Source organism: Vallitalea guaymasensis (assembly GCF_018141425.1).
Lineage (GTDB): Bacteria > Bacillota > Clostridia > Lachnospirales > Vallitaleaceae > Vallitalea > Vallitalea guaymasensis.
In genome coordinates, this window is sequence record NZ_CP058561.1 from 1356790 (window position 1) to 1378276 (window position 21487).

General features: G+C 28.2%; 29 protein-coding genes and 2 pseudogenes. All 31 read right to left on the bottom strand.

Annotated elements, in window-relative coordinates; all coding sequences use genetic code 11:
* Nucleotides 1–66: 66 nt before the first annotated feature.
* Nucleotides 67–519, bottom strand: coding sequence for a hypothetical protein (locus HYG85_RS06075; protein ID WP_212692719.1), 453 nt, complete (start codon nucleotides 517–519; stop codon nucleotides 67–69).
* Nucleotides 520–567: 48 nt separating this feature from the next.
* Nucleotides 568–1566: a hypothetical protein gene (locus HYG85_RS06080; protein WP_212692720.1), complete on the bottom strand. Its 999-nt coding sequence runs from the start codon at nucleotides 1564–1566 to the stop codon at nucleotides 568–570.
* A 130-nt stretch (nucleotides 1567–1696) separates the two neighbouring features.
* Nucleotides 1697–1852: a hypothetical protein gene (locus HYG85_RS06085; RefSeq protein WP_193774413.1), complete on the bottom strand. Its 156-nt coding sequence runs from the start codon at nucleotides 1850–1852 to the stop codon at nucleotides 1697–1699.
* A 183-nt stretch (nucleotides 1853–2035) separates the two neighbouring features.
* Nucleotides 2036–2818 (bottom strand): DUF2262 domain-containing protein, encoded by a 783-nt coding sequence (locus tag HYG85_RS06090; RefSeq protein WP_212692721.1) that lies wholly within the window; start codon nucleotides 2816–2818, stop codon nucleotides 2036–2038.
* A 121-nt stretch (nucleotides 2819–2939) separates the two neighbouring features.
* Entirely contained in the window at nucleotides 2940–3932 is a 993-nt protein-coding gene (locus HYG85_RS06095) for a S66 family peptidase (protein ID WP_244971285.1), read from the bottom strand.
* 29 nt (nucleotides 3933–3961) lie between these two features.
* Nucleotides 3962–4576, bottom strand: a complete 615-nt coding sequence (locus tag HYG85_RS06100; protein ID WP_212692724.1) for a hypothetical protein — start codon at nucleotides 4574–4576, stop codon at nucleotides 3962–3964.
* Nucleotides 4577–4632: 56 nt separating this feature from the next.
* Entirely contained in the window at nucleotides 4633–5214 is a 582-nt protein-coding gene (locus HYG85_RS06105) for a GrpB family protein (protein WP_212692725.1), read from the bottom strand.
* A 76-nt stretch (nucleotides 5215–5290) separates the two neighbouring features.
* The gene (locus HYG85_RS06110) at nucleotides 5291–5815 is read right to left on the bottom strand and encodes a hypothetical protein (protein WP_212692727.1); all 525 of its coding nucleotides are present in this window, start codon (nucleotides 5813–5815) and stop codon (nucleotides 5291–5293) included.
* Nucleotides 5816–5905: 90 nt separating this feature from the next.
* Complete coding sequence (locus tag HYG85_RS06115) at nucleotides 5906–6178, bottom strand: methyltransferase family protein (protein ID WP_212692728.1); 273 nt, start codon at nucleotides 6176–6178, stop codon at nucleotides 5906–5908.
* Nucleotides 6179–6303: 125 nt separating this feature from the next.
* Nucleotides 6304–6435, bottom strand: a complete 132-nt coding sequence (locus HYG85_RS24490) for a hypothetical protein (protein WP_276515023.1) — start codon at nucleotides 6433–6435, stop codon at nucleotides 6304–6306.
* Nucleotides 6436–6477: 42 nt separating this feature from the next.
* Nucleotides 6478–6633, bottom strand: a pseudogene (locus tag HYG85_RS24725) (GNAT family N-acetyltransferase); the annotation flags it as partial.
* On the bottom strand, nucleotides 6630–6788 hold the full coding sequence (locus tag HYG85_RS24350; RefSeq protein ID WP_244971286.1) for a GNAT family N-acetyltransferase: 159 nt from the start codon (nucleotides 6786–6788) through the stop codon (nucleotides 6630–6632). The gene HYG85_RS24350 and the pseudogene HYG85_RS24725, both read right to left, overlap by 4 nt.
* Nucleotides 6789–6843: 55 nt before the next feature.
* Nucleotides 6844–7842 carry a methyltransferase domain-containing protein gene (locus tag HYG85_RS06125; protein ID WP_212692729.1) on the bottom strand — a complete coding sequence of 333 codons (999 nt, stop codon included), beginning with the start codon at nucleotides 7840–7842 and terminating at the stop codon, nucleotides 6844–6846.
* 17 nt (nucleotides 7843–7859) lie between these two features.
* On the bottom strand, nucleotides 7860–8315 hold the full coding sequence (locus tag HYG85_RS06130; protein WP_244971287.1) for an HIT family protein: 456 nt from the start codon (nucleotides 8313–8315) through the stop codon (nucleotides 7860–7862).
* A gap of 64 nt (nucleotides 8316–8379) precedes the next feature.
* Entirely contained in the window at nucleotides 8380–9057 is a 678-nt protein-coding gene (locus HYG85_RS06135; RefSeq protein WP_212692730.1) for a hypothetical protein, read from the bottom strand.
* A 105-nt stretch (nucleotides 9058–9162) separates the two neighbouring features.
* Nucleotides 9163–9816 carry a zinc dependent phospholipase C family protein gene (locus tag HYG85_RS06140; RefSeq protein ID WP_212692731.1) on the bottom strand — a complete coding sequence of 218 codons (654 nt, stop codon included), beginning with the start codon at nucleotides 9814–9816 and terminating at the stop codon, nucleotides 9163–9165.
* A gap of 18 nt (nucleotides 9817–9834) precedes the next feature.
* Nucleotides 9835–10572 (bottom strand): metallophosphoesterase family protein, encoded by a 738-nt coding sequence (locus tag HYG85_RS06145; protein ID WP_212692733.1) that lies wholly within the window; start codon nucleotides 10570–10572, stop codon nucleotides 9835–9837.
* A 46-nt stretch (nucleotides 10573–10618) separates the two neighbouring features.
* Nucleotides 10619–11083: a VOC family protein gene (locus tag HYG85_RS06150; RefSeq protein WP_212692734.1), complete on the bottom strand. Its 465-nt coding sequence runs from the start codon at nucleotides 11081–11083 to the stop codon at nucleotides 10619–10621.
* Nucleotides 11084–11174: 91 nt separating this feature from the next.
* On the bottom strand, nucleotides 11175–11660 hold the full coding sequence (locus tag HYG85_RS06155; protein WP_212692735.1) for a hypothetical protein: 486 nt from the start codon (nucleotides 11658–11660) through the stop codon (nucleotides 11175–11177).
* Nucleotides 11661–11709: 49 nt separating this feature from the next.
* Entirely contained in the window at nucleotides 11710–11832 is a 123-nt protein-coding gene (locus tag HYG85_RS24495) for a hypothetical protein (RefSeq protein ID WP_276515024.1), read from the bottom strand.
* Nucleotides 11833–11878: 46 nt separating this feature from the next.
* Entirely contained in the window at nucleotides 11879–13501 is a 1623-nt protein-coding gene (locus HYG85_RS06160) for a hypothetical protein (RefSeq protein WP_212692736.1), read from the bottom strand.
* A gap of 102 nt (nucleotides 13502–13603) precedes the next feature.
* Nucleotides 13604–14011, bottom strand: a pseudogene (locus HYG85_RS06165) (DUF2441 domain-containing protein); the annotation flags it as partial.
* 15 nt (nucleotides 14012–14026) lie between these two features.
* Nucleotides 14027–14344 carry a DUF3795 domain-containing protein gene (locus HYG85_RS06170; RefSeq protein WP_212692740.1) on the bottom strand — a complete coding sequence of 106 codons (318 nt, stop codon included), beginning with the start codon at nucleotides 14342–14344 and terminating at the stop codon, nucleotides 14027–14029.
* 83 nt (nucleotides 14345–14427) lie between these two features.
* Complete coding sequence (gene blaOXA, locus HYG85_RS06175; protein WP_212692741.1) at nucleotides 14428–15378, bottom strand: class D beta-lactamase; 951 nt, start codon at nucleotides 15376–15378, stop codon at nucleotides 14428–14430.
* A gap of 24 nt (nucleotides 15379–15402) precedes the next feature.
* Nucleotides 15403–15954, bottom strand: coding sequence for a DEAD/DEAH box helicase family protein (locus HYG85_RS06180; protein ID WP_212692742.1), 552 nt, complete (start codon nucleotides 15952–15954; stop codon nucleotides 15403–15405).
* A gap of 188 nt (nucleotides 15955–16142) precedes the next feature.
* Complete coding sequence (locus HYG85_RS06185) at nucleotides 16143–16859, bottom strand: metallophosphoesterase family protein (protein ID WP_212692743.1); 717 nt, start codon at nucleotides 16857–16859, stop codon at nucleotides 16143–16145.
* 30 nt (nucleotides 16860–16889) lie between these two features.
* On the bottom strand, nucleotides 16890–17396 hold the full coding sequence (locus HYG85_RS06190) for a DMP19 family protein (RefSeq protein WP_212692744.1): 507 nt from the start codon (nucleotides 17394–17396) through the stop codon (nucleotides 16890–16892).
* Nucleotides 17397–17611: 215 nt separating this feature from the next.
* Nucleotides 17612–18526 (bottom strand): arginase, encoded by a 915-nt coding sequence (locus tag HYG85_RS06195; RefSeq protein WP_212692745.1) that lies wholly within the window; start codon nucleotides 18524–18526, stop codon nucleotides 17612–17614.
* Nucleotides 18527–18565: 39 nt separating this feature from the next.
* Nucleotides 18566–19561, bottom strand: coding sequence for an alpha/beta hydrolase (locus HYG85_RS06200; protein ID WP_244971288.1), 996 nt, complete (start codon nucleotides 19559–19561; stop codon nucleotides 18566–18568).
* 64 nt (nucleotides 19562–19625) lie between these two features.
* Nucleotides 19626–20426, bottom strand: a complete 801-nt coding sequence (locus HYG85_RS06205) for a hypothetical protein (protein WP_212692746.1) — start codon at nucleotides 20424–20426, stop codon at nucleotides 19626–19628.
* A gap of 182 nt (nucleotides 20427–20608) precedes the next feature.
* Nucleotides 20609–21478, bottom strand: coding sequence for an AraC family transcriptional regulator (locus tag HYG85_RS06210; RefSeq protein WP_212692747.1), 870 nt, complete (start codon nucleotides 21476–21478; stop codon nucleotides 20609–20611).
* Nucleotides 21479–21487 lie beyond the last annotated feature (9 nt).

A 21487-nucleotide genomic window follows, 5' to 3' on the forward strand; every position in this document is an offset into this window, starting at 1 on the left:
GCTTTATATAAGTTTTGCTGAAAATTTTTATATAGTATTACATGTTATATACTCAAATAAATCCACTTACTTTAAATTAGAAATATACTCCTTCAATTCTTCAGCTTTTTCTTCTGATTTTAACTCCATACTTAATTTAATGATTAGATCATAAATATCATGGTTAATATCATAATCAATCTCTTGATTCAATGGAGAGTGTTGAATCATATAACTACGTAATGAGTATAATGCTCCATCTAAATTCTTATTATTCTTTTCGTATGATGTTAAGATTAATAAATCATCGACACAATTAATACCTACTAAAGCTTGTGTATACTCAAAGTTCTTATCCTCAAACTCCATTTCATTATATTTAAGATTAAATCCCGATGCTGACTGAATAAAATAACTAGCACATAACTTATCAATATAATCTTGCTTATATATATATTCTGCTCTCTTTATCAAGCTTAAAATAGAAATTGTTGTTATTGCTATTACTAATATAATTATTACTATGTTTTTTTTCTTCATTAAAACTCTCCTCGTACCCTAGGTAGTATTATTTACTTAAATAGTAGTTTATTCATTTAATGTACTAAAATTAATAATAATTAATTTATCCTTTACATAATAATCTATATAGTGATTTCTATTATGTCCTAATTCACTTGAGTTAAGTGATGTTTTAATTAAAAACACATCAATACTACCTGTATCATCTGTTAACTTAGCAGTAAAATAATCATCCTTATGAGGGTGATATGTTAGTGCTTCTTGGAGATTTTTAGGCATTTTTTTTAATTTCTTCATATCCTTTAAATAACCTTTGACAATTAATCTCACTAATTGTTCTTCTGTTTCAATTTCTCTAATATCCAAAACGTTAATATCATCTATTATTCTTATACCTCTACTTACTGAGTAACTTTTCCACCCATCTACCCTTGAAGCTGCCATGTTTTCATATGCCTTATTGTTCATAATTCTTAAAGCACTTAATTGATAATGGCTAATATCATTTCTAAATGAAGATAAATTTACTGTAAGATGAGTATCGTTTATACGTTTTGTAAAGTATCCATACTCATGTTTTACACTGTCTCTTCGCTCTAAATACGATAAAAACTCTTTATAGGCTTTATTCGTATCTATACTACTACAGTAAAACTTACATGTGACTTCTAATATATTCAACCAGTCCTTTTGGTTAAACTGCTGTATTTGCTCAGAAGTATAATCTTGTGGGAAATAGAATTGTAATATAATAAATCTACCTTTATCTCCGCAATAAGTATTCAGGCTACAAAAGACATCATCATTATTTCTACACGAAAAAACAGACTGATCTTCTATAAATGATTGTTCATCTTCTATCCTCCAAGTTAATTGTTCTTCATCAATTACTTGCTCAATTACATCTCTTTGTAAAGGGAATTCATATGTAGTTGTTTCCTCGATTCCATTATTTTTATTGATATTAATAAAAATAGTAATAATACCTAATATAGCTAAAATAACTACACCTGTAATAAATACCTTTATAATTGTTACAAAATATATCTTATTAATACACTCCATCTCACAATACATATTAATTATAATATTATATGTTTAGAAAATACCTTAATATTCTAAATGATATAGAAGTAATTTTACTCTATCACATGAATAATGAGCTTTTCAAAACCAGAAAGTTTTAACTATGAAATCACTCAGCTTTTATATGCTTTTTATCATAATTATTATTTATTGTATTCCAAGTATTATTTCCAAAACCGTTTTTCGCTGGTGAAATTATGAATCCCAATACCATACCCATAAAAAATGTCAACACAGATAACATAAAAATTTCTCTTTTTTTCATTTTTATCCTCCTTACAAATTAATGGCAATACACACCATTTATTATCATTTAATTAATCGTAATATAACTCTAATATAAAATCAATAAGATGCTATGAAGTTTTCAAACAACTCAAGTACATCTTCTTCATTATCTTTACCAGTATACATTGCATGAAAAAGACCACTTTCTTTCCCTTTCATATTATCCTGCTATTTCAGCTCTAAGTAACCCATCATCTAAATTACCCTCTACAATAATTACATGGCCTCCAAATAAATCTCCATCATTATACCAGAATGTATAAGAATCATCCGTATATAATACCAAACTTTCAAGACTCATTGACGATTGGAACTCTAATTCAGACATTTCTTTTTCATCATCTTCAAGCCAACTATCATTTTTCAAAGAAATTAATTCTTTTGAAGCAAATTTCTTTACTTTTGTATTCCAATACATTTGCTCAGTAAATCTTTCTTTATATTTTTCTATAAGATCAACTAATTCAATTTCTTCATTGGTTTCCATAACTAGTTCAGCCTTAATGCCACACCAATCTAAAATACAACAATACGTATCAACACTCTTATTCAAAATGAAATTACCAAGTTCATTATCATTGTAGATTATATCTTTTCTTATATCTTCTATGTATGGCTGTAGCTTAGAATCATAAAAGTTATAATCAAGAATACTATCAAATTCTACCTTTCCATTGATTATATCCCCTGTATATAAAATTTTAACAACTGTCTCTCCAACTGCTTTATTCATCATTTTTCTTAATTCAACGTCTTGGACGTTCTTGGTAACTCTTAAATTTTCAGTATTTATTTGAGAATTATTAGTATACCAATATTCCAAGTTGAAACTAAAATTCCAAAGTTCTTGACCTTGACCTCTACCACCACTGGAACCTTTTGAGCTTATAATTCCTATAATTACTTTTTGTTCTTTATTCTTAGTAAAATTAAATATACTCATAAATCCTCCTGCTAATTTCTATATTTAAGTGACTCTAAGCAAGATTTTACATATTCAACTGGCACATCCATCCTAATAGCAGTCTCTAATTGATAAACCACTTTTATTTATGTTTACTAGCTTAAAATATCTCTTCTATTAACTCTATTGTTTTATCAGTTGCATTCAGTTTAATTTTCTTCCCAATGGGCATAGTGAACATTGGATGTGTGTGACAACAATCAACCTCTGCTAAGAAAGGAATATCGTTATCCCCTAATACTTCTTCAAGTATTTCATATGGCTTTCTTCCTGTATTTCTATCATTAAATTTTTCATGTTTACCCAGAATCAGACCACTGATACGCTCAAAAACATCATTAACCTTTAACAATGAAAATAATCGTTCTACTGTAGCTGCATCTTTTAATGAATCTTCAATAAATAATATATCTCCTTCAAGAATTTTAGGCATGTATTGACTTCCCCATATTCCAGTCATTGTATTTAAGTTACCAACAATTAATCTACCCTCTGCTTCTCCTTCTTTTATTGTTATCCATTTGTTCTTAATCATATTCTTAGATTTTTCTTGTGATTCCCAATCTATAAATTCTTCTGTCCATACTTCGGGCATCTTATATCTATGATGATTACTATGTTTATTTACTAATACCTCACTAAAATAATTATATGTTAATTCGTTATATGGTTCTAACTCTCCAAAAGAAGCTACTAATGCAGGACCATAAAAAGTTGTAACTCCTGTTATCGAATATATTGCAAATAAGATAGCTGTGACGTCCGAGTATCCAATTATAATTTTGGGATCTTTTCTAAATGCATCGTAATCAATATATGGTATTATTGAATTTGAATTCATTCCACCTATAGTAGACATAATGCATCGTACTTCTGGATTTCTTATTAATTCATTCAACTCTTCTGCTCTTTCTATTATACTGCCTGACCTATAAAAATCATTTTTCCCTGTTAATTTACCTTCAATAATTTTAAAGCCCTTACTTTCTAAAAAATTTTTTGCTCTAGAGTATCTTTTATAACAAGTACTTGTGATTGGTTTAGAGGGTGAAAAAATACCAATAGCATCTCCTTCTTTAATTTGATTAATCATCATTTGCCTCCTTGAACTTGTATCTAAAATTAAGATAAAGCTTCTAACTCATCTCTAAATTCAATTTTAAGTATGATTGCCCACGCACTTCTTTTTGCCATATCAATAACTGTCTCTCCTGCTTCCCAGTAATACGGATAATTTTGTCCTATTATTCCCCATAACCCAATTTCTTCAGTTTCATCTAATATACTATTATACAATTTTCTACTTCCGTATTTCAATTCAATATGGGGTTTACTTATATCAATAGATGTATTCGTATATCCATTTTTGTCGTATATAACAGTTCTTATCTCATAACCATCATGTTCTTCACTTTCTTTAGCTGTAACTGTTATTTCATTCAAATCAAATAATTCTGTTAGAGGATGCTTCTTTACTATTGTACCGTCTTTCCATTCCTCATAATATATGTTAATACCTTTCTTTTCTGTATTATATTTTAATACTATATCTGCCACACTGAAATAATTAAGTTGAGGTTCTAATTTTTTAGCATCACCTTTAAATAATTCTTCTTGTATTATCTTAACTTTTCCCTTAGAAACATAGTTAGTTGTATCAGTGTATTTATATATACCATAAATGGCTAATACTATTAACAATAGTATCAGCACACTTTTGAATATTTTCTTATTCATCTCTTAATATCTCTCCCTCACCTTACTTTTCCCGATTAGTTTCTTAAATTGATATATTAAGGTTTATACCTGTCACCATACTCTTCTTTTGCTTTTTCTGTATGTTTTAAAATAAAATCAGTTTTCGCATGAGTATACCCATCTCTATTATTCTTATATTTATCTAACAAACTTAATTTTAGTTGTCCATATTCATCAGCAACATCTTTATGTTCTCTGAGATAATCTCTAAAATATAATTCATTCCAGTTATCATAATATCGCACGTGTAAATGAAATACTTTTTCTGCAAAGCCTTTTATTGTATATCCCTTATTAAATGACATATTTAAATTAGGACTTTTTTCAGATGACATTAAGGTCCATCCATTATCAATTAACTTAGTTATTAATTCATCTATATTTGTGTCATTATTTATTTCTAACAAAATATCTACTGTTGGTTTAGAAATTAATCCTTGAACGCTACTACTTCCAATATGATTAATTCGCTTAATATCTACCTTATCAATAATTTCTAACAGTTGTTGTTTTTCATCATTGTACCAATTTAGGTAATCAGTATTATGTTCTTTTAATATTATTGGAAACAGCTTCCATAGTTCTTCCAAAGTCATATCTGATAATTTTTTACTCATATATATCCCCCTTTTAAGTATCGCTTTTAAAATAGATAAAAAGATCTCTAAAATAATATCATAGGTAGTATTTAATTTACTCTAATGTATGGGATGCTGTTTTCATTAACCCTAACATAAGTACATAGGTTACTAAAGAAAATATTATTATGACAATAAAAAACACACCAATTATCATTGGTATTATAATACCTGCAATAATAATAATGTTATTAATTAAGTATAAATGCCACCTATTATTAGCTTGTGATTCTAATTGATGATTGTTGGTAAGTCTAGCCTCGTTTGCTATTCCATTACAGATATTGTAAACCATCATTATTCCGAGAATTAAAGAAGTTATACCCATTAAAATTCCTACTACACCTAATGGATTACCACCTATTTCATTAATTTGAGGTTGATAAATGTCAAAAATCGCTAAGAAAATCATAGGAAATGCAAACTTTTTTGCTTTACCAAAATACTCATTCTTGTCTTCTAATATTGATAATCCCTGATAAAATAGAATGTACCCTATAATATCTGGCAGGATATCTATTCCACCTATTCTAAAATCAAATAAAAAAATAAAACCCCAAAACAACTTATTGAATCCCATAAATTATCCTCCCTATTAAAAATTCTATTAAACTACTAAGTACCATTATATCATATTTTATTTTTTATACTTTCAACTTCTTTTTCACTTCTATTTTGGAAACCATGGAATACAACGATTTACCTTTGATTTATAAATCAAATATTCTTTTCCAAAGATCTTTTCCAATATAATTTCTTCTTTTTTAACAATGATACTCAACAGTAACCAATATGTGAAAGGAAATATTAAAAGTAATAAATTATTATATAAGCATAGTATTCCTGTAAATACAATTGCAAATGCTGAATAAATAGGGTTTCTTACCAGTATTACATAAATAGGTCCAATTCCAAAATATGACAGATGTTTTTTCTTATTCATAAGATTATCACCTCAAATCTATCCCCTATTGCATGAATTTCTACATTAAGTTAATCATATACTCAACCATTTAATAAATTAAGCATCAACGCTCAACTTCCCATAACATTGACAATAAAATGACTTTACTTCGCTTTATACATCTTATCATATCTAGCTTTATCTATCTTATATAAAACATGTGACTTCAACGGATTATCCTTCTTAACTTTTGGATGATTAAATGCACCTTGTTCTATTAAACCTATTTTTTTCATTACATTAATAGATGGCTCGTTTAATTGTGAGGTAAAAGAATATATATCATTTAATCCTATAATATTAAATCCATACTTTAAACATGCTTTAGCACCTTCAGTTGCATATCCCTTATTCCAATACTTATTATCTAATCTCCATCCTATCTCAACACAAGGTGTAAAATAGGATTCAAATGTTGCATTATAAAAGCCTATGAATCAAACTCATCCGATTGTTCTCTACTTAAAATATTTGGAAAATACTTCATTACTTTAGTGTTTGCATTCATCTTAGCAAATGGTATTTTATCTTCTTCTTTCCATTGTCTAAATCCTAAGCGCTCTGTTTCAAATTGGTATTTATTTTCCACTCATCTCATCCTCCATGCAAAATTTTCTCTTATATATTGCAGAAGAATACCCTAATTATTTTTTTGCCTTAACTACACAAAATTCAATTTTAGTATCTTCTATTGGAAAACCATCTATTCTTGCCCCTTCAATGATTTCACCTTCAGATGTTGGTTTTACATTTGCTATAAAAGAATTACAAATCTTAATATCCCATCCTGATTTTTTATATGTTTCCATAACATTAGCTCTTGTAGCATAAGCTATACTTCCAAGCTCATTAAAGAAATTTATATGTACCTCATCATCTTCGCCTATCAGCTGCATCACACACATGAACTCTCTGTAAGTTATCCTATTCATCTCTCTCATTACTTCACCTGGTTGTTCAATGTTTTGAATTCCCATATTACTAGTCATTGTTACAATTGAATTGTCTCTAAAAGGAGTCTTTCTTGCATCAAAAGCTATTAAGCTTAATCTATCGTATAAACCTTTAAATTTATAATACTCTTTATTTCTTACAAGAATTGTAGGACTAAAATCTGTTGCGACAATATAATTCTTTGTTTCCTTTAATAGTTTTTCAATAAGGTATCCTTTACCACTTGCAATATCTATAATGGGTTCATTGTCTTTTATTTCCTCCACTATATAATCCATTTGAGCTTTCCAACCATTAATATAATCGTCATTGTATATTTTTTGAAAAGCACTTTCAAACATTCTAGAACTTGTAATAAAATCTCTCTTCATTTCAAAGTAAGATGCTTTGTACCAATAATCAGCACCATTTAATTCATTCTCAGGCGAATTCATCAATTTTTTATAAACATCTGGATTTTCTCTTAAATATTTTTCTAACCCACTTTCAGTCTTTTCCCATAAGTCGTTTCTAGATAAAGATGCAGTCAGAAATACTGCAATCTCATCTCTAATTTCGTATTCTGCCTGACATGATGAACACTTTATGTCTGCATTAACTACCCTGTCCTTATTATCTTCTTTTATATGCCATTCTAATTCATTATGACATAAAGGACATATAAGCATATCCATATATTGTTTATGCATTTTTTCATGCCTCCAAATTATAATTTAATTAGCTTCTTCAGTTCATTATATAGTTGTTCCTTTAATCTATTTAACTCTTCCATAGATGGCTTTGTTTTTTCTGAATACATTTTGTTCTTATCAGTCCACCAAACTGGTCCTCTCACATTCTCCTCATCTTTTCTTCTAGGAAATATATGCCAATGAAGATGAGCATCTCCATTACCTAATAACTCATAATTTAATTTTTGGGGTGTAAACGCATTATATACTGCTTCACCAACAATACTCATTTCATACAAAAACTTCTCCTTAAAGTCCTTTTCTAAGAAATGTAATTCTGTACTATGTTCCTTACATAAAAACAAAGTATATCCTCTAAAAAATTGGTGATCACCAATAACAACATAACCTGTTTCCAGTTCTGCGACAAAATATGGATTTGTATTATCTTTTATCATCTTGATTCTGTCACATATCAAACAATCATTCATTAATCTATTACCTCCTGTAGTTTAATTCATATTCCATATGATACATCTATATAATATTTGTTATTTAACTTAAAGCTGATTGTTTGGTCTTATTTTCTTTTATCTCCATATATATAATTGTAAACATTATAGTCAAGTAATTTAATATAAGTACTCCAAAATACTGTACCATTATAATAAATCCTTTCTCCAAATATTCCATTTTTATTGGAAGCAAATTTATTAGAGCCATCATAATGAGAACCCCAAAATACATCATTATATACTTTATAACCTTATTTATATTACTAAATACTACTGAAACACTTACGGTAAAAACCTCAAGTTTTCTTTTATTATCAATTAAGTAAACTTGCCATACAAATACCAATAATGCCTGTACTATAATAGTTGATATAATTGGTATAGTAAACAAAGAGACTATTATTAAGATAATAAACTGAATAGCATATACACATAAAATTTGCTTAATATCACTTAATGAATCTATTATAAATTCTTTTAAATTTACAGTCTTGCCTGTAATATTTTGCATACTTATATAGATTATTACTAAAGATATCCATAGGTTTATGAATCCCTTAATAAGATTATATATGGTTTTTATTATTGTATAATTTAAATGATTGTAATCAGTTGTATAGATAATTTGATCGACAATAAATATCGTTGTAATTATAAGTACTAAGTAAATTATTTCTTTCTTATTTTTTCTAAGAATATCTTTTGCTTGCTTATTCATTTTTAACACTCCTTAAAAATCTACCGCTCCCATCTCATTTTTCTATTCTAGTAATGTACGTTGAGTACAGTAATATTATATTATTTATGTTGTCCATTAACTATCCTATACTAGTTTCAATTTCAAATCATTATCTATAAAATCTAATGTTTTATCTAAAAAACTGTTCATTTCTTCTTTAGTTAAATATTTATATTCTCTATCTAGATTTTCAGATGGATTTTGATAGAATTCTGTTATATATTTTATTCTTTGTATTATTGCTCCTTTAGGATAATAGTCTAAATAATCAGGAAAATATTTAATATTTTGAAATACCCTAAAAAATATACTTTCTGGATTATCCCTGAAATACAAATGATCCAAATCGTACCAATCTTCTTTTATTGTCCATATAAATTTTTTATCTGTTTTTAACCTTTGGTAATTAACATCCTCCTTTTGTTTCTTTGAAACTAATTTCTTAAATTCAATATCGGTTAAAAGATGGGTATAGTATCCGAATAGAAATGACTTCTCTTTCCTATCATTCACTTCCTTATCTAAATATGCATTATAGAACTTATCTGCAAATATATTCTTTTTCCCTTTATCACTCCAATGCGAAACTTCTGTAGGAGGTTCAAACTTACTCCAATCTTCGTTAGGCATTCCACAATCAGGTCCGATATTTCCTACTAAAAAACTTTCTTCATCAAAATCATAACCTCTATTTAATAATCCTTCAGCAATTCTTATATGTAATCCCCATGTAGCCATAATCCATACCCCCTATTTTTATCTACTATATACAGCCGTTTTCAATTCTCTTATGTACGACTCCATCTTAGGTAAATTAGTTTTTCTTGCATGTTCTATTGATAATTCTATATTATAGGATACTCTTTGAAATTGAATTGAAAAATTTGATCTTATTTTATCATTCAGCTCACCCTCCATAATAACATATGAAGCCATTGTAATGTGATCACATGGATTACCAACACTTCCTACATTAAACAATATTCTACCTTTACCCATTGTTTCAATGAATGTGCTATGAATATCTCCATATCCTACCATATCTGCCTTAATACTATCGGTTTCTATACTTTTTATCCTTGGAATATCAAACATTTCTTCCTTTTCTTCAATTGAACTATTTTTGAATATTCTCTTAAATACATTATGTGGATGAGCATGAAAAAGTCTTAAATATCTTCCACTTATATAAAAACCTATAACTTCAGGTAAATCTCGTAAATAATTTAATCTTTGTTTTCCGATTTGTTGCCTGTACCAACTAACATCTCCTGCTTTATCATTATTAGCTAAGTACTTGTCCCAATTTCCAGCTATAATAGTATCACATTTTTCTTTGCAAATATCTATCACTTCTAAAGAATTAGGACCTTTGCCAACCAAATCACCTAAACATATAACTTTTTCAATTGATCGTTTCTTAATATCTTTTAATACTGATTCTAGAGCTGGTAAATTACCATGTATATCTGAAATTATAGCTATTTTTTGCATTATAACTCCTTCCATAACATACTACATTGCTTTATACTATAAGTAATTATTGCCTTGACCAATTCTGAATTTCTACAAAATTCCCTTCTGGATCTTTTGCATACACCACGGTTAGTAATCCAATTCCATCATAATCCTTTTTTACAATTTCTCCGATTTGAGATCCTCCATGCTTTAATAAATTCTCTAGCACTTCTTCAACTGAATCAACATGAAATGCAATATGAGTGAAGCCCTTGCAATTAATTGATTGTGTTCTTTCGTTCTTATCTTCTGGCTTATACTCAAATATCTCAAGTGTTGGACCCTCTTCACTTCCAGGAAGACGTAAATGTATACCTGTCACCCTGACACCGTCTATTTCTGTCAGTCTATCAATCCATTCACCAGACAGATCTCTTTCTGGTAGAACTGGTTCGCAATTGAATACTTCACAGTAAAACTCTGCAAGTTTTTTCCAATCCTCCGCAATTATGTTAGTGTGGATGTATTTAATATTATTATCATTCATAATTATTTTTTAATTCCCCTTTCAAATGTACTTATAATAATTATAATATCACATAACGTTTAGGTGTAAAATTTCTATATAGATGCTTCATCTATCCTTTTATCCCATAGGAAATAAGTGTACACGATGGCTTTAATATATACACTGAATCTTTATTATCTATTACATGGTCACATATACTTGAATGACCATCAGCAAAAAGTTCAGCTTCTCCTTTTGTAAGACCTCTATTAACAAGGTTAGTAGTCATTTTTTCTTTGTCCTCATTTAATAACCGTTTTTTCCAGTCCCATGCTGTAGTTATTTCGTTATATTCCTTAGTATGTTTATCACTATCACCATAAGGATTGATAAATTTCACTCTATCATTAAGACGGACATCTACATTCTTCAACCCTAGTTCTTGCATATATATTGGTATCTTTATACCAACTCTATAATCTCTACCACCATTATTTAATTCGTGCCTATACATTTTTCTGTATAATGATGTCATTCCAGTGCCTATATAATCAAAATCGCTAAAATATTGGATGGTCTTTTCAATCTCTAAATCACCTTCCATACAGATTACCATACCACCTTCTGTAACTGAATTGATTATTTTACCGAGGATGTCTTTGGCATTAGGAAGGTTTATCAATCTTCCATACTTTGTCTACAAGAAATTTAATATAATCATCATTACACCATCCACTACGGATGGATTTTAAAAACTCTAACTTATTATTCCAATAAGAGTCATTCATGCTCTACCTCCAGTAACTATGTTCAATTGCTGTTCCAACATCTCTACTAATTTTTCTCATCTTCAGTTAAACATTGTATACCTATCAATAAATTATCTTCGCTATTATTGATAGTATATTTTCTATTATTTCTATACTCTATTAATGGTATGTTTGTTATATTATACCATTCTTTAATTAGATTTGTTGCATCATCTTTTTGTAACATAGTATTATCTGTTTGAATTATTGCAATCAGATAAGGTGAAATTTTATTATCCCAATCTACCTCTTCTATATTATTAATTATTATTGTTATATTAATTATTTGCTCCGAATTGTAAACACAAATAAACTGAATGTGCTCCTCTTTATCTAAATATATACTTGAATATGTTTTCTCTTCTACATTCAAACCATCGGGAATATATAGCCCATTTTCCATTAGATTATTATGCAAGTTTTGAAGAAAAGCTTCTGGTTCATCATGAAGCGGTAATTGATTATATAAACTAGTCAAACCTTTCTCTATACCATTATAATTGTTAATATTAATATATGGTACCACAAGTACTATGCTTGTATAAATAAATACTATAATTACTAAAATCAATGATGATATAATTATATTTTTAGATACCTTATTTGATAAGGAAAATTTCCATGTTATCGGATAATTTATAGTTGGTATATCTTTTATATCGCCTAATTTATTTTTGTCCTTTGAATTAAACTTGATTGTGTTTAACAACTTATCAAATTTTTTTTGGATCTTCTCATCAGGTAGTTTTTCAAGAACCCACTCATATAAGCATAATAATTGAATATATCCTGACTTCTTATTTTTCTTTCTTATATGTTTGTTAAATAATGCTTCTTCAATGTTATTTATATGAAGTAATACATCATTAAAATCAGACTGCTCACCAGTATGTTTATAACTATATGTAAAAATTCTAGTCAATATATTTTCTATATTTATTATATAAAATCCATTTTTATCGTTTTCAGTAAGGTTATTTCTCAATTTAGTAACATTAGTCAATATATTTCCTAAGTAAGATATATCACTGGTTATATTATAAGCTTTAAACATTAAATTACATCTACATATTTCATAATTATAGTAATCAGTATAGCTACTATCATTTTTTACTAATTCAATCATTTCATCAATATTATTTAATATAGTTTTAAATAAATCTATATTACTATACTCATATGTTTTTTTATATAAATCCAATAGATTTTCTGCTTTCATGAAATAATAATTGATTCTATGCTCTCTAGTTAAATTAGGATTTCTTAAACCGTCTTCAATCTGTTTAAGTATTTTATTTGTACCTTCCATATTAAAATTATTTATATTTGTCTTGTGTTCAATAATTGTCTTATAGTAATCATAAGTTACTCTTGTATGAATATCCTCTTTATTATATTTTTTACTAATAATGTTATATGCTTTTGAATATTTATTATTACTAATTAAGTATAATAGGTAGCTACTATTATTAGATATCATCTTTATATATAAAATGCCTATGTAAACTAAATAACATCCAATAATTGCTAAGCTTGTAATACATAATACTTTTAATATCTGTAGTGTAAGTGTAAAATCAGAGTAAAATCCTAGTATAATTAACAAACATAAATATACAAGTATTTTCACTTTTTTGGGTCTTCTCATTTAATCAAATCCTTATTTGGGTAATGAAACTTATTTTAATAATCTTAGTAGCCTCTTTGATATGTAAATTAGATTATTTTAACATAATCTATATTTATTCAATTAAAAATCGTCTATAATTTCTACAACTTCAATCCTTCCATTAATTAGAATTTCAGGAAGCTCATTATAAACATTACCATTCCAATATTGTCTAGCTTCTTCTATCTTTTTTGAAAAACTAACTCCATTCTCTTTTGGTAATAGATTGCCATCACCTTCAAAATAATTACCTACTACTTGAAGTTTAACAATCTGCAAGACTTTGCGATTATATGAGTCAAATATTTCTTTCCATTTCAAAACATCTTCATAGCTTTTGGCTGCATATAGACATGATAATCGTGAAGGATATTCTGGATGTTCTTCTAATCTTACCATCTCAACAATAACTTCTCTTATTGCTCTCATTGTTTGATCCATATATTTAATAGCAACATCCGCATCTTCTTTATGTAGCATGAGTCCATCATTAGTATAATTTCTTTATATTGATTCATTATTCCACTTATCTAACCATTCTTTTTCACCTAATTCCTTTAGTTGATATTGATTAAGAATCAAGTCTTGACCAAGCTTCATCCAGCTTTCCGAAAACTTCTTGAATCTACTACAAGGAAAAGACTTACACTCATAACAATAATTATGGTTCTTTTTTTCTTTACAACATACATAGATTCCTTTACACTTTCTATGCTTACAGTGTTCTTCAGCTCCTAAGCAAGGATTTTTCTCTCTTAGATATCTTGAGCATTCCCCACAATAAATGCCACACGGAGGTATGAATCCATTATATTTTTTCATGTAAATAATTTCTCCCTTCATAATAGGTATAAAAGAATAATTACTGATTAATTAACGTAAATTTCAAGTATAATATATTTTTTTTAATACAACTCTAAACCCTTTAATATCTCTAAAGTAATCTCTTTAGCTTTTGATCCAGTTGCATTATCATCTGCTACAATATTGGTGGCGAAATAAAATGTTTTATCATCTCGTTGTATGGTTCCAACAAACCAACCAATCTTAGAATAACCTGCTGTCCCTGTTTTTCCAGATAATATATATTCATCTGTTGATTCTAATGTAATTATATCCCTTACTATAGTCATATTTTTTTTACTAAACGGAAGATTATCATGATATAAATTATATAATAAATCTACTTGTTCTCGGGCACTAACTTCAAAAGATGATGTTAACCAAAACTTAGTTATTCCACCTGATATATCCTTATTACCATAATCTAGCATATCTAAATATTTTTGCATTTGTTCTACCCCTACTTCAGAAGCTAGTCTTTCATAGTACCAAACTACGGAATTAGCTATTGCACTAGCTAAAGTGTGGTCTTGATTCCATGATTCAAAAGGGTATTTCTTTCCATCCCATTTATACACGTGTTCCTTGCCTTCAATAACACCTGTTTCAAGTCCAATAAGTGAATTTAATATCTTAAATGTTGAGCAAGGAGATATACGTTCATTAACTTGTTCTTTATTATAGATTAGATAGTTTGTTGATATCTCATCATACATAACAAAGCAACCATCATAGTTTTCAAAGAACTTATCATACGATTCAATAATAATATTAGTTGAGTCTTTATTTTTATCCATTAGACTTTTTGATGCAATTTCACCCTTATCAGAATCAATATTACTTTCACTTGGTCCTTTGTTTTCATCTATCAAAGTACTAGCAACATCTTCACTATCATTAGAATCAATACTATTATCACTTGATTCAATTTTATTATCCTCTAAGTTACTTGAACATGCCGTTAGTATACTGATTATTATTAACGTTAAAAAAACTAATTTCCTAATGTTCATTTCTCTAATCCTCCACCATTGAAATCATAAATCAAATCGTTCTTTTATCATTTTAGCAACAAGTTCTGCCGAAATATTGGAGTTATCAATTTTAAAATAGTTGTCAAACTGAACTTCACCATCATTACTAACACAACGATATTTACTATCATCATTGATTAGTCTTTGATTAGATATTTCAATATCCCGTTTTGAAGCCTTATGTCTTAAACGATTTTCAGTAATATTTCTTTGCAATCTTATTTCTTGAGATGCAACTATTTCCACATAATAAACGTCAGCACCATTCTTTTTAAAGATATTAGTTACATGCTCAACATAATCCCAATCTGATTTTTGGTCAAAAGCCCACATATATGTAAATATCAATCCGTAATTATCTGATGCAGCAAATTCTTCAAATATAATTTCTCTTAATCTACTTATTGATTTCCCATGAAAATAGCCGAATACTTCAATAACTGGTTCAATAGTCATATGATTATGGAACAAACGTAAATCTGTAATTTTCATAAGTTCTTGTCCAACTGTCATTTTTCCTACAGCTGCGTCACCAATTAAAAACACTAACTTCATTAAAATTCCCCCTTAAATTCAAAGTTTTACATAATTGATAAATGCATATACTAAATTTTACAGAAAACTTATGAATCTAGTATTATTATTTTAGAATTAATTTAGTATATTTCTAAGATTATATTATAAAAATATTTATTAGTCAAAAATAATGAATTATTTATCAAAACATATACCATTACACTACACTAATCGCTTGTTTTCATAAACTTTTCAAACAACTCTATATTTGGTAGACCCTTCTCTTTTGCTAAATCCATAGCAACTTGATGGTCATAATCTAACTTCCTAAATTCTACATTAACATTATTTTCAAATTCTATAATAGCATATGATGCTCTACTATCCCCATAGCAATTACAAAACCCTACTGTTCCTGGGTTAATAATAATTTTATTAAATACTTTTCTGACATATGGTTGATGAATATGTCCTGATAAAATAATATCCTCTGTTACACCATCCAAAATTTCTTTTAATTCATCCTCAGTTGCTTCTGGTAATAGGTCTTCATCTACTTTTCTAGGAGAACCATGTACACACAATATGTTATATTTACCTATCACTAAGGTTTGTTTTTCTGGTAATTTTTTAATTGATTCTATATCTTTATCTGTTAAACTATCTAAAATATAATTATAATTATTATAAAGATACTTTTCCATCACTGTTTTAGGTTGCCATTTCTCTAGATTCTCGTCAAACCATGTATCTGTATTACCTTTAATCCATACCATTGGTTTAATCTTTAGTAATTTATCAAAAACACCTTTTGGATCAGGTCCCTTTGATACCAAATCCCCAAGAAATATTACCCCTTCAACATTTTGAATATTGATATCATCTATGACTCTATCAAATGCTACAGAATTGCCATGAATATCCGAAATTACTGCTATCCTCATGGTATATTATTCCCCACTTTCTTTACATCATTAATCGTCTATAATTTCAATGAACTCTTGTTCATTCTCTTGAAAATATTTCTCTAACAAATCTATTACACTTGGATTGCATTCATAATACTTATTATCCCATTTTAAAATATATTGTTCAAATAATTCTTCTTTTTTTTCATCTTTAAACGTATAATCATATCCCACTAGTACCCTGCTAATAAATTCCTCTTTAGTACTTATATCTTCTAATTTTAAATCATTATTAAGATTTGTAAAAGACTGTAATATCTCCATCTGATTTATTGCACCAATCTCTACCAAAGCAATTAGTGTTTCATGTAAGTATGTCGCTTTAAAGTTAGTAAAATATTGTATATGTCCTCCATTATGTACTTCTGAATCATACCGTAAACAAAAAGCCATATTTTTTTGAATTCGGGTCATATCGTCAATTTCTGTATTGGAAATTAGCTCCAACATTGAATTCCATTTTTCATATGGTCTTGATTCTACAAGGCTCTTTAAGATTTTATTACGCTTCATATTAATAATCTCCTTCTAAACATTCGACGTTCTCATCATTCTGGCTATCTACTACTATATATTATTTAGGCATTCTAGATGACCTGCATAACTTGATTAAATGGGTTTTTCCTACATAATAGCCAAAAATACAGAGAAACATTGGTAATATAAATGTTGTTACTAAGAGCATGCTTAAAATAAATCCAAAATGATTGATAATACTCATCTCATTATCACATCCTATATCCTACTAAAGTATCTATTAATTTAATAACTAATTGATTAGTATTCCCGTTTGTATCATCCTCTGGACTATATTCAACTATATCTGCTCCCATAAATTTCTTAGACTGGGATACATAATCTATTATCTGTATAGCTTCTCTTGCAGTTAGACCTCCTACTTCCGGTGTAGCACAGCCTCTATAAACTCCTCCGTCACATGCATCAATATCAAACGATAAGAATATCCCATCGGTAGTTTCTTCAAGTTTGCTAACTATTTCTTTTATAACTTCTCGTATTCCAGACTTATCAATTTTATCCATGCCATATAACGATATATTTTTATTTTGAATAGTCACATATTCATTTGGCATTAAATCTCTTATCCCTATGTACATTATATTTTTTGTATCAATTACATCTGTAAGATTTGATAATTTAAACATATCTTGATATACGTATCCTAAAGATATTGCTACACTTTTCCCATGAATATTACCATTTTCAAGATTATTTAAATCTGCATGAGCATCAACCCATATAAGTCCTAAGTTACTTTTGCTATTTGTTTCCTTAAGATACCTGGAAGCAGCAGATACAGTACCAACAGATATTGAATGATCTCCACCGATTATGATAGGAGTTTTACCTCTTACATAAGAGTTATAGACGCAATCATTAAGTTTTTCACAATATAATTTTACTGCTTCTAATGTTTTCTCACTTTTATATAACTCATTAATTTGGGAATCTACTTCTACATTACCAAAATCCTCAATATCTGACCCCCAAAATTCATTAGTTCGTTGTCGAATCTTTATATTTAGCCCATTCTCCCTTAAATAATCAGGTGCTGTTCTACTACCACTTTTATTGGCAGCAAAACCAAATGGTGCTCCAATAATTTCATAAGCTCTTTTCATATTAAATTCATCCTTTTCTATCATATTGAATATGTAAAACTAATTTTTCACTTTATCCTTGGTTACAGTTGATATAAATTTTAATATTTTATCACAATACTCTTTGTCCTGTTCCATATTGATGAAATCGCAATCTTTAATTATAAAGTGTTCCCTAGAATCTCTTAACCACCATTCACATTTACTTGATGCTTTTTTTAACAATCGTTGCATATTCTCTGCTTGTACTTCAGAATCACTGGTACATGCAATAAGAAAAGCTGATCTATCGTCAATATTTTCTATCTGGTTAATTGGTCTCATATCTTTAAACTTCTCACCAAAAACTAATGTGAGATAAAAATTTGTTATGCTTCTTTCAATTTGGCAGATGAAAGCTGGAATATTATATCCTATCATTGTGTCATAGACCACATCTTCAAAACTGGAGTAAGCAGACATAGCAATAAGCCCATCTATATCTTTCAATGAACCAAATGAATTAATTGCCACGGCACCGCCCATGGATACTCCCTGAACAATGATTGGTATATTATCATACTTTTTTTGTCCTTTAATGTAATCAACTACTGCTTTAACATCTAATACCTCTTTATAACCTAAACAAATGTCATTCCCTCCACTATTTCCATGTCCTCTTACTTCTAATAATATGGATGCATACCCCTTATCTTTCATCCATTTAGAATGACCATAGAAATAAGTAACCGATGGTTGTCTTATTCCTGTTAAGTAAATAATAATTCCTTTTGGATTAGGAGTTAATACTTCTGATACCCATACCTTCACCCCATCATCCGTTGTTAGCTTCATCTCATTAACATCTAAATCAAAGTCATTTGGATCATATATATGTTGTAAAGGATGTTCAGATAAGTTCCCTTCATATGTAACTTTTTGTTTTACTTGACTTATAATTATTATAGGTATTATAAGTAATACAATTATTGATAAAACTAATACACCTATAAATATATTTTTCATTCTTTTGAACCATATCGTTCGAAATATTGAATCATCCAATTTATTTTTCATTTTAAGTATTCCTTTTCATATATACTTCTATTAAATTAATATACTGGTTATACGAAACACACTATTACTGACCTTTTATTAATGTTGATAATTTTTGAATTTCTTTTTCAGGATATTCAAACCAGTGCTGTTCAAATCCTTTACATCCTAACTTATTAATAATTCTTCTATATAAATTCAAAAACTCTTTGATACATTCATAGATATTAACATTACAAGAAAAAAGTAACTTATCAGATTCCTTGCAAAGTTCCTCATCATTAATAAATGCTATTTTATACGACTCTTTAGATGTATCATATACTTCTATAGTAATAGTTTCATCATTATGACTTAATTTCATAATATTTGCACCTGGTTCATCACTCCAACATATCCATCTTTCATGTTTCAAATCCTGTTTTTCTATAAATGAAATTAGTACATTTAATAATTTTTTAGGTGCATCACAACTTACATAGTTTGATTCCGTAATAAAACATTCTTCGTTATTCTTAAGCATAAAAAACTCAAACCAACCATGATTTACATTATATAACTCTATTACAAAATTTCCTGTAAGATTAATCCTACTTGCATTTTTTTCATCCTCTACTATGCTCTGATAATCAACATTGCAATCATTTAATGTACAATTCTCAAATGTATTATTGGCATATGAAATTAAACGGAGACGAGATTTATTAAAAGTGCAATCTATAAATACAGTTTTTATTAACGACATTCCTGATAAATCTGCTTCAAAGATACAATAATCAAATTCTATCCCTTCAAATTCATTAAGATAGAAGTCTCCGCTTATTGTTTCATTTACGAATTTGCTTTTCTTATTTTTTAATGCACTTATGAATTCATCTCTATTCATAATTTAATATCATCCTCACTAAACAATTAATTTTTTTATGACGTTCTGTGTTTGTATATCTATCAAGATTATTAACTTCATATATTATAATGAATAGAATTCATAAGTGCTCAATCATAATTTAACTTCATACTTATAGCTTCTACATTTCCATAGCTTAATATTGAAATTAGACATAATAATTATGCATTTGTCTTTTTCTCTATAGGAATCCATATCTCACAAAAACAATCTGTCTCAAGATCTTGTGAGTACAATTCAAAATCAGTATCATCAATCATATTATACTCTGAACCTGGAAGAAACTCAGAAAAGATCTTGCCCCATGTTTCCCCTATACAATCCGGAGTTTCACCAATACATTTAAACACAGCCCATAATGTAGGTTTTACCTCCCATATGCCATATCCTTCAGGTACATTACCACAACTAAATTTCATACCAATACCATAATCAAAATGTTTACTTTCTTTTGATATAGGTGCACAAACTCCATAAATATCATGCTCATTAGTATTTTGTTTCAAAACTTCAAATGTACCATTGGCACCACATTCTTTCCAAAAATCTGGAATTTCAGTATTTTCCTCTTCTGAGATTGATTCATTCCTAAACTTCCTAATCTTAGCCAATAATTTAAATTCTTCTCTCTTTTCAATTCTGTAATCCATAACAGTACCACCTTCCAATTTTATTTTAATGAGAAGGCGATTAAATGATTTTAATTTCATACCTGCACGTCTTGCCACATTAGGCGTAATACCATGAAATCTAGTAAATGCCTTTGTAAAACTCTCAGGCGAATTATAACCATATTTTAAAGCAATATCAATTACCTTTGCATTAGATAAAGAGATTTCCTGCCCTGCCATAGACAATCTTCTATTTCTAATATACTCATTGGCTGTGATACCAGTCACTAAACTAAATGTTCTATGAAAATGGTACCCTGATACGTAGATATGCTTTGCAACATCTTCATAGGTAATGGGTTCTAATATATGCTCTTCCATATAGTTAATTGCTCTTTGTAAATTTTGAATATAATTCATCTAATTCAC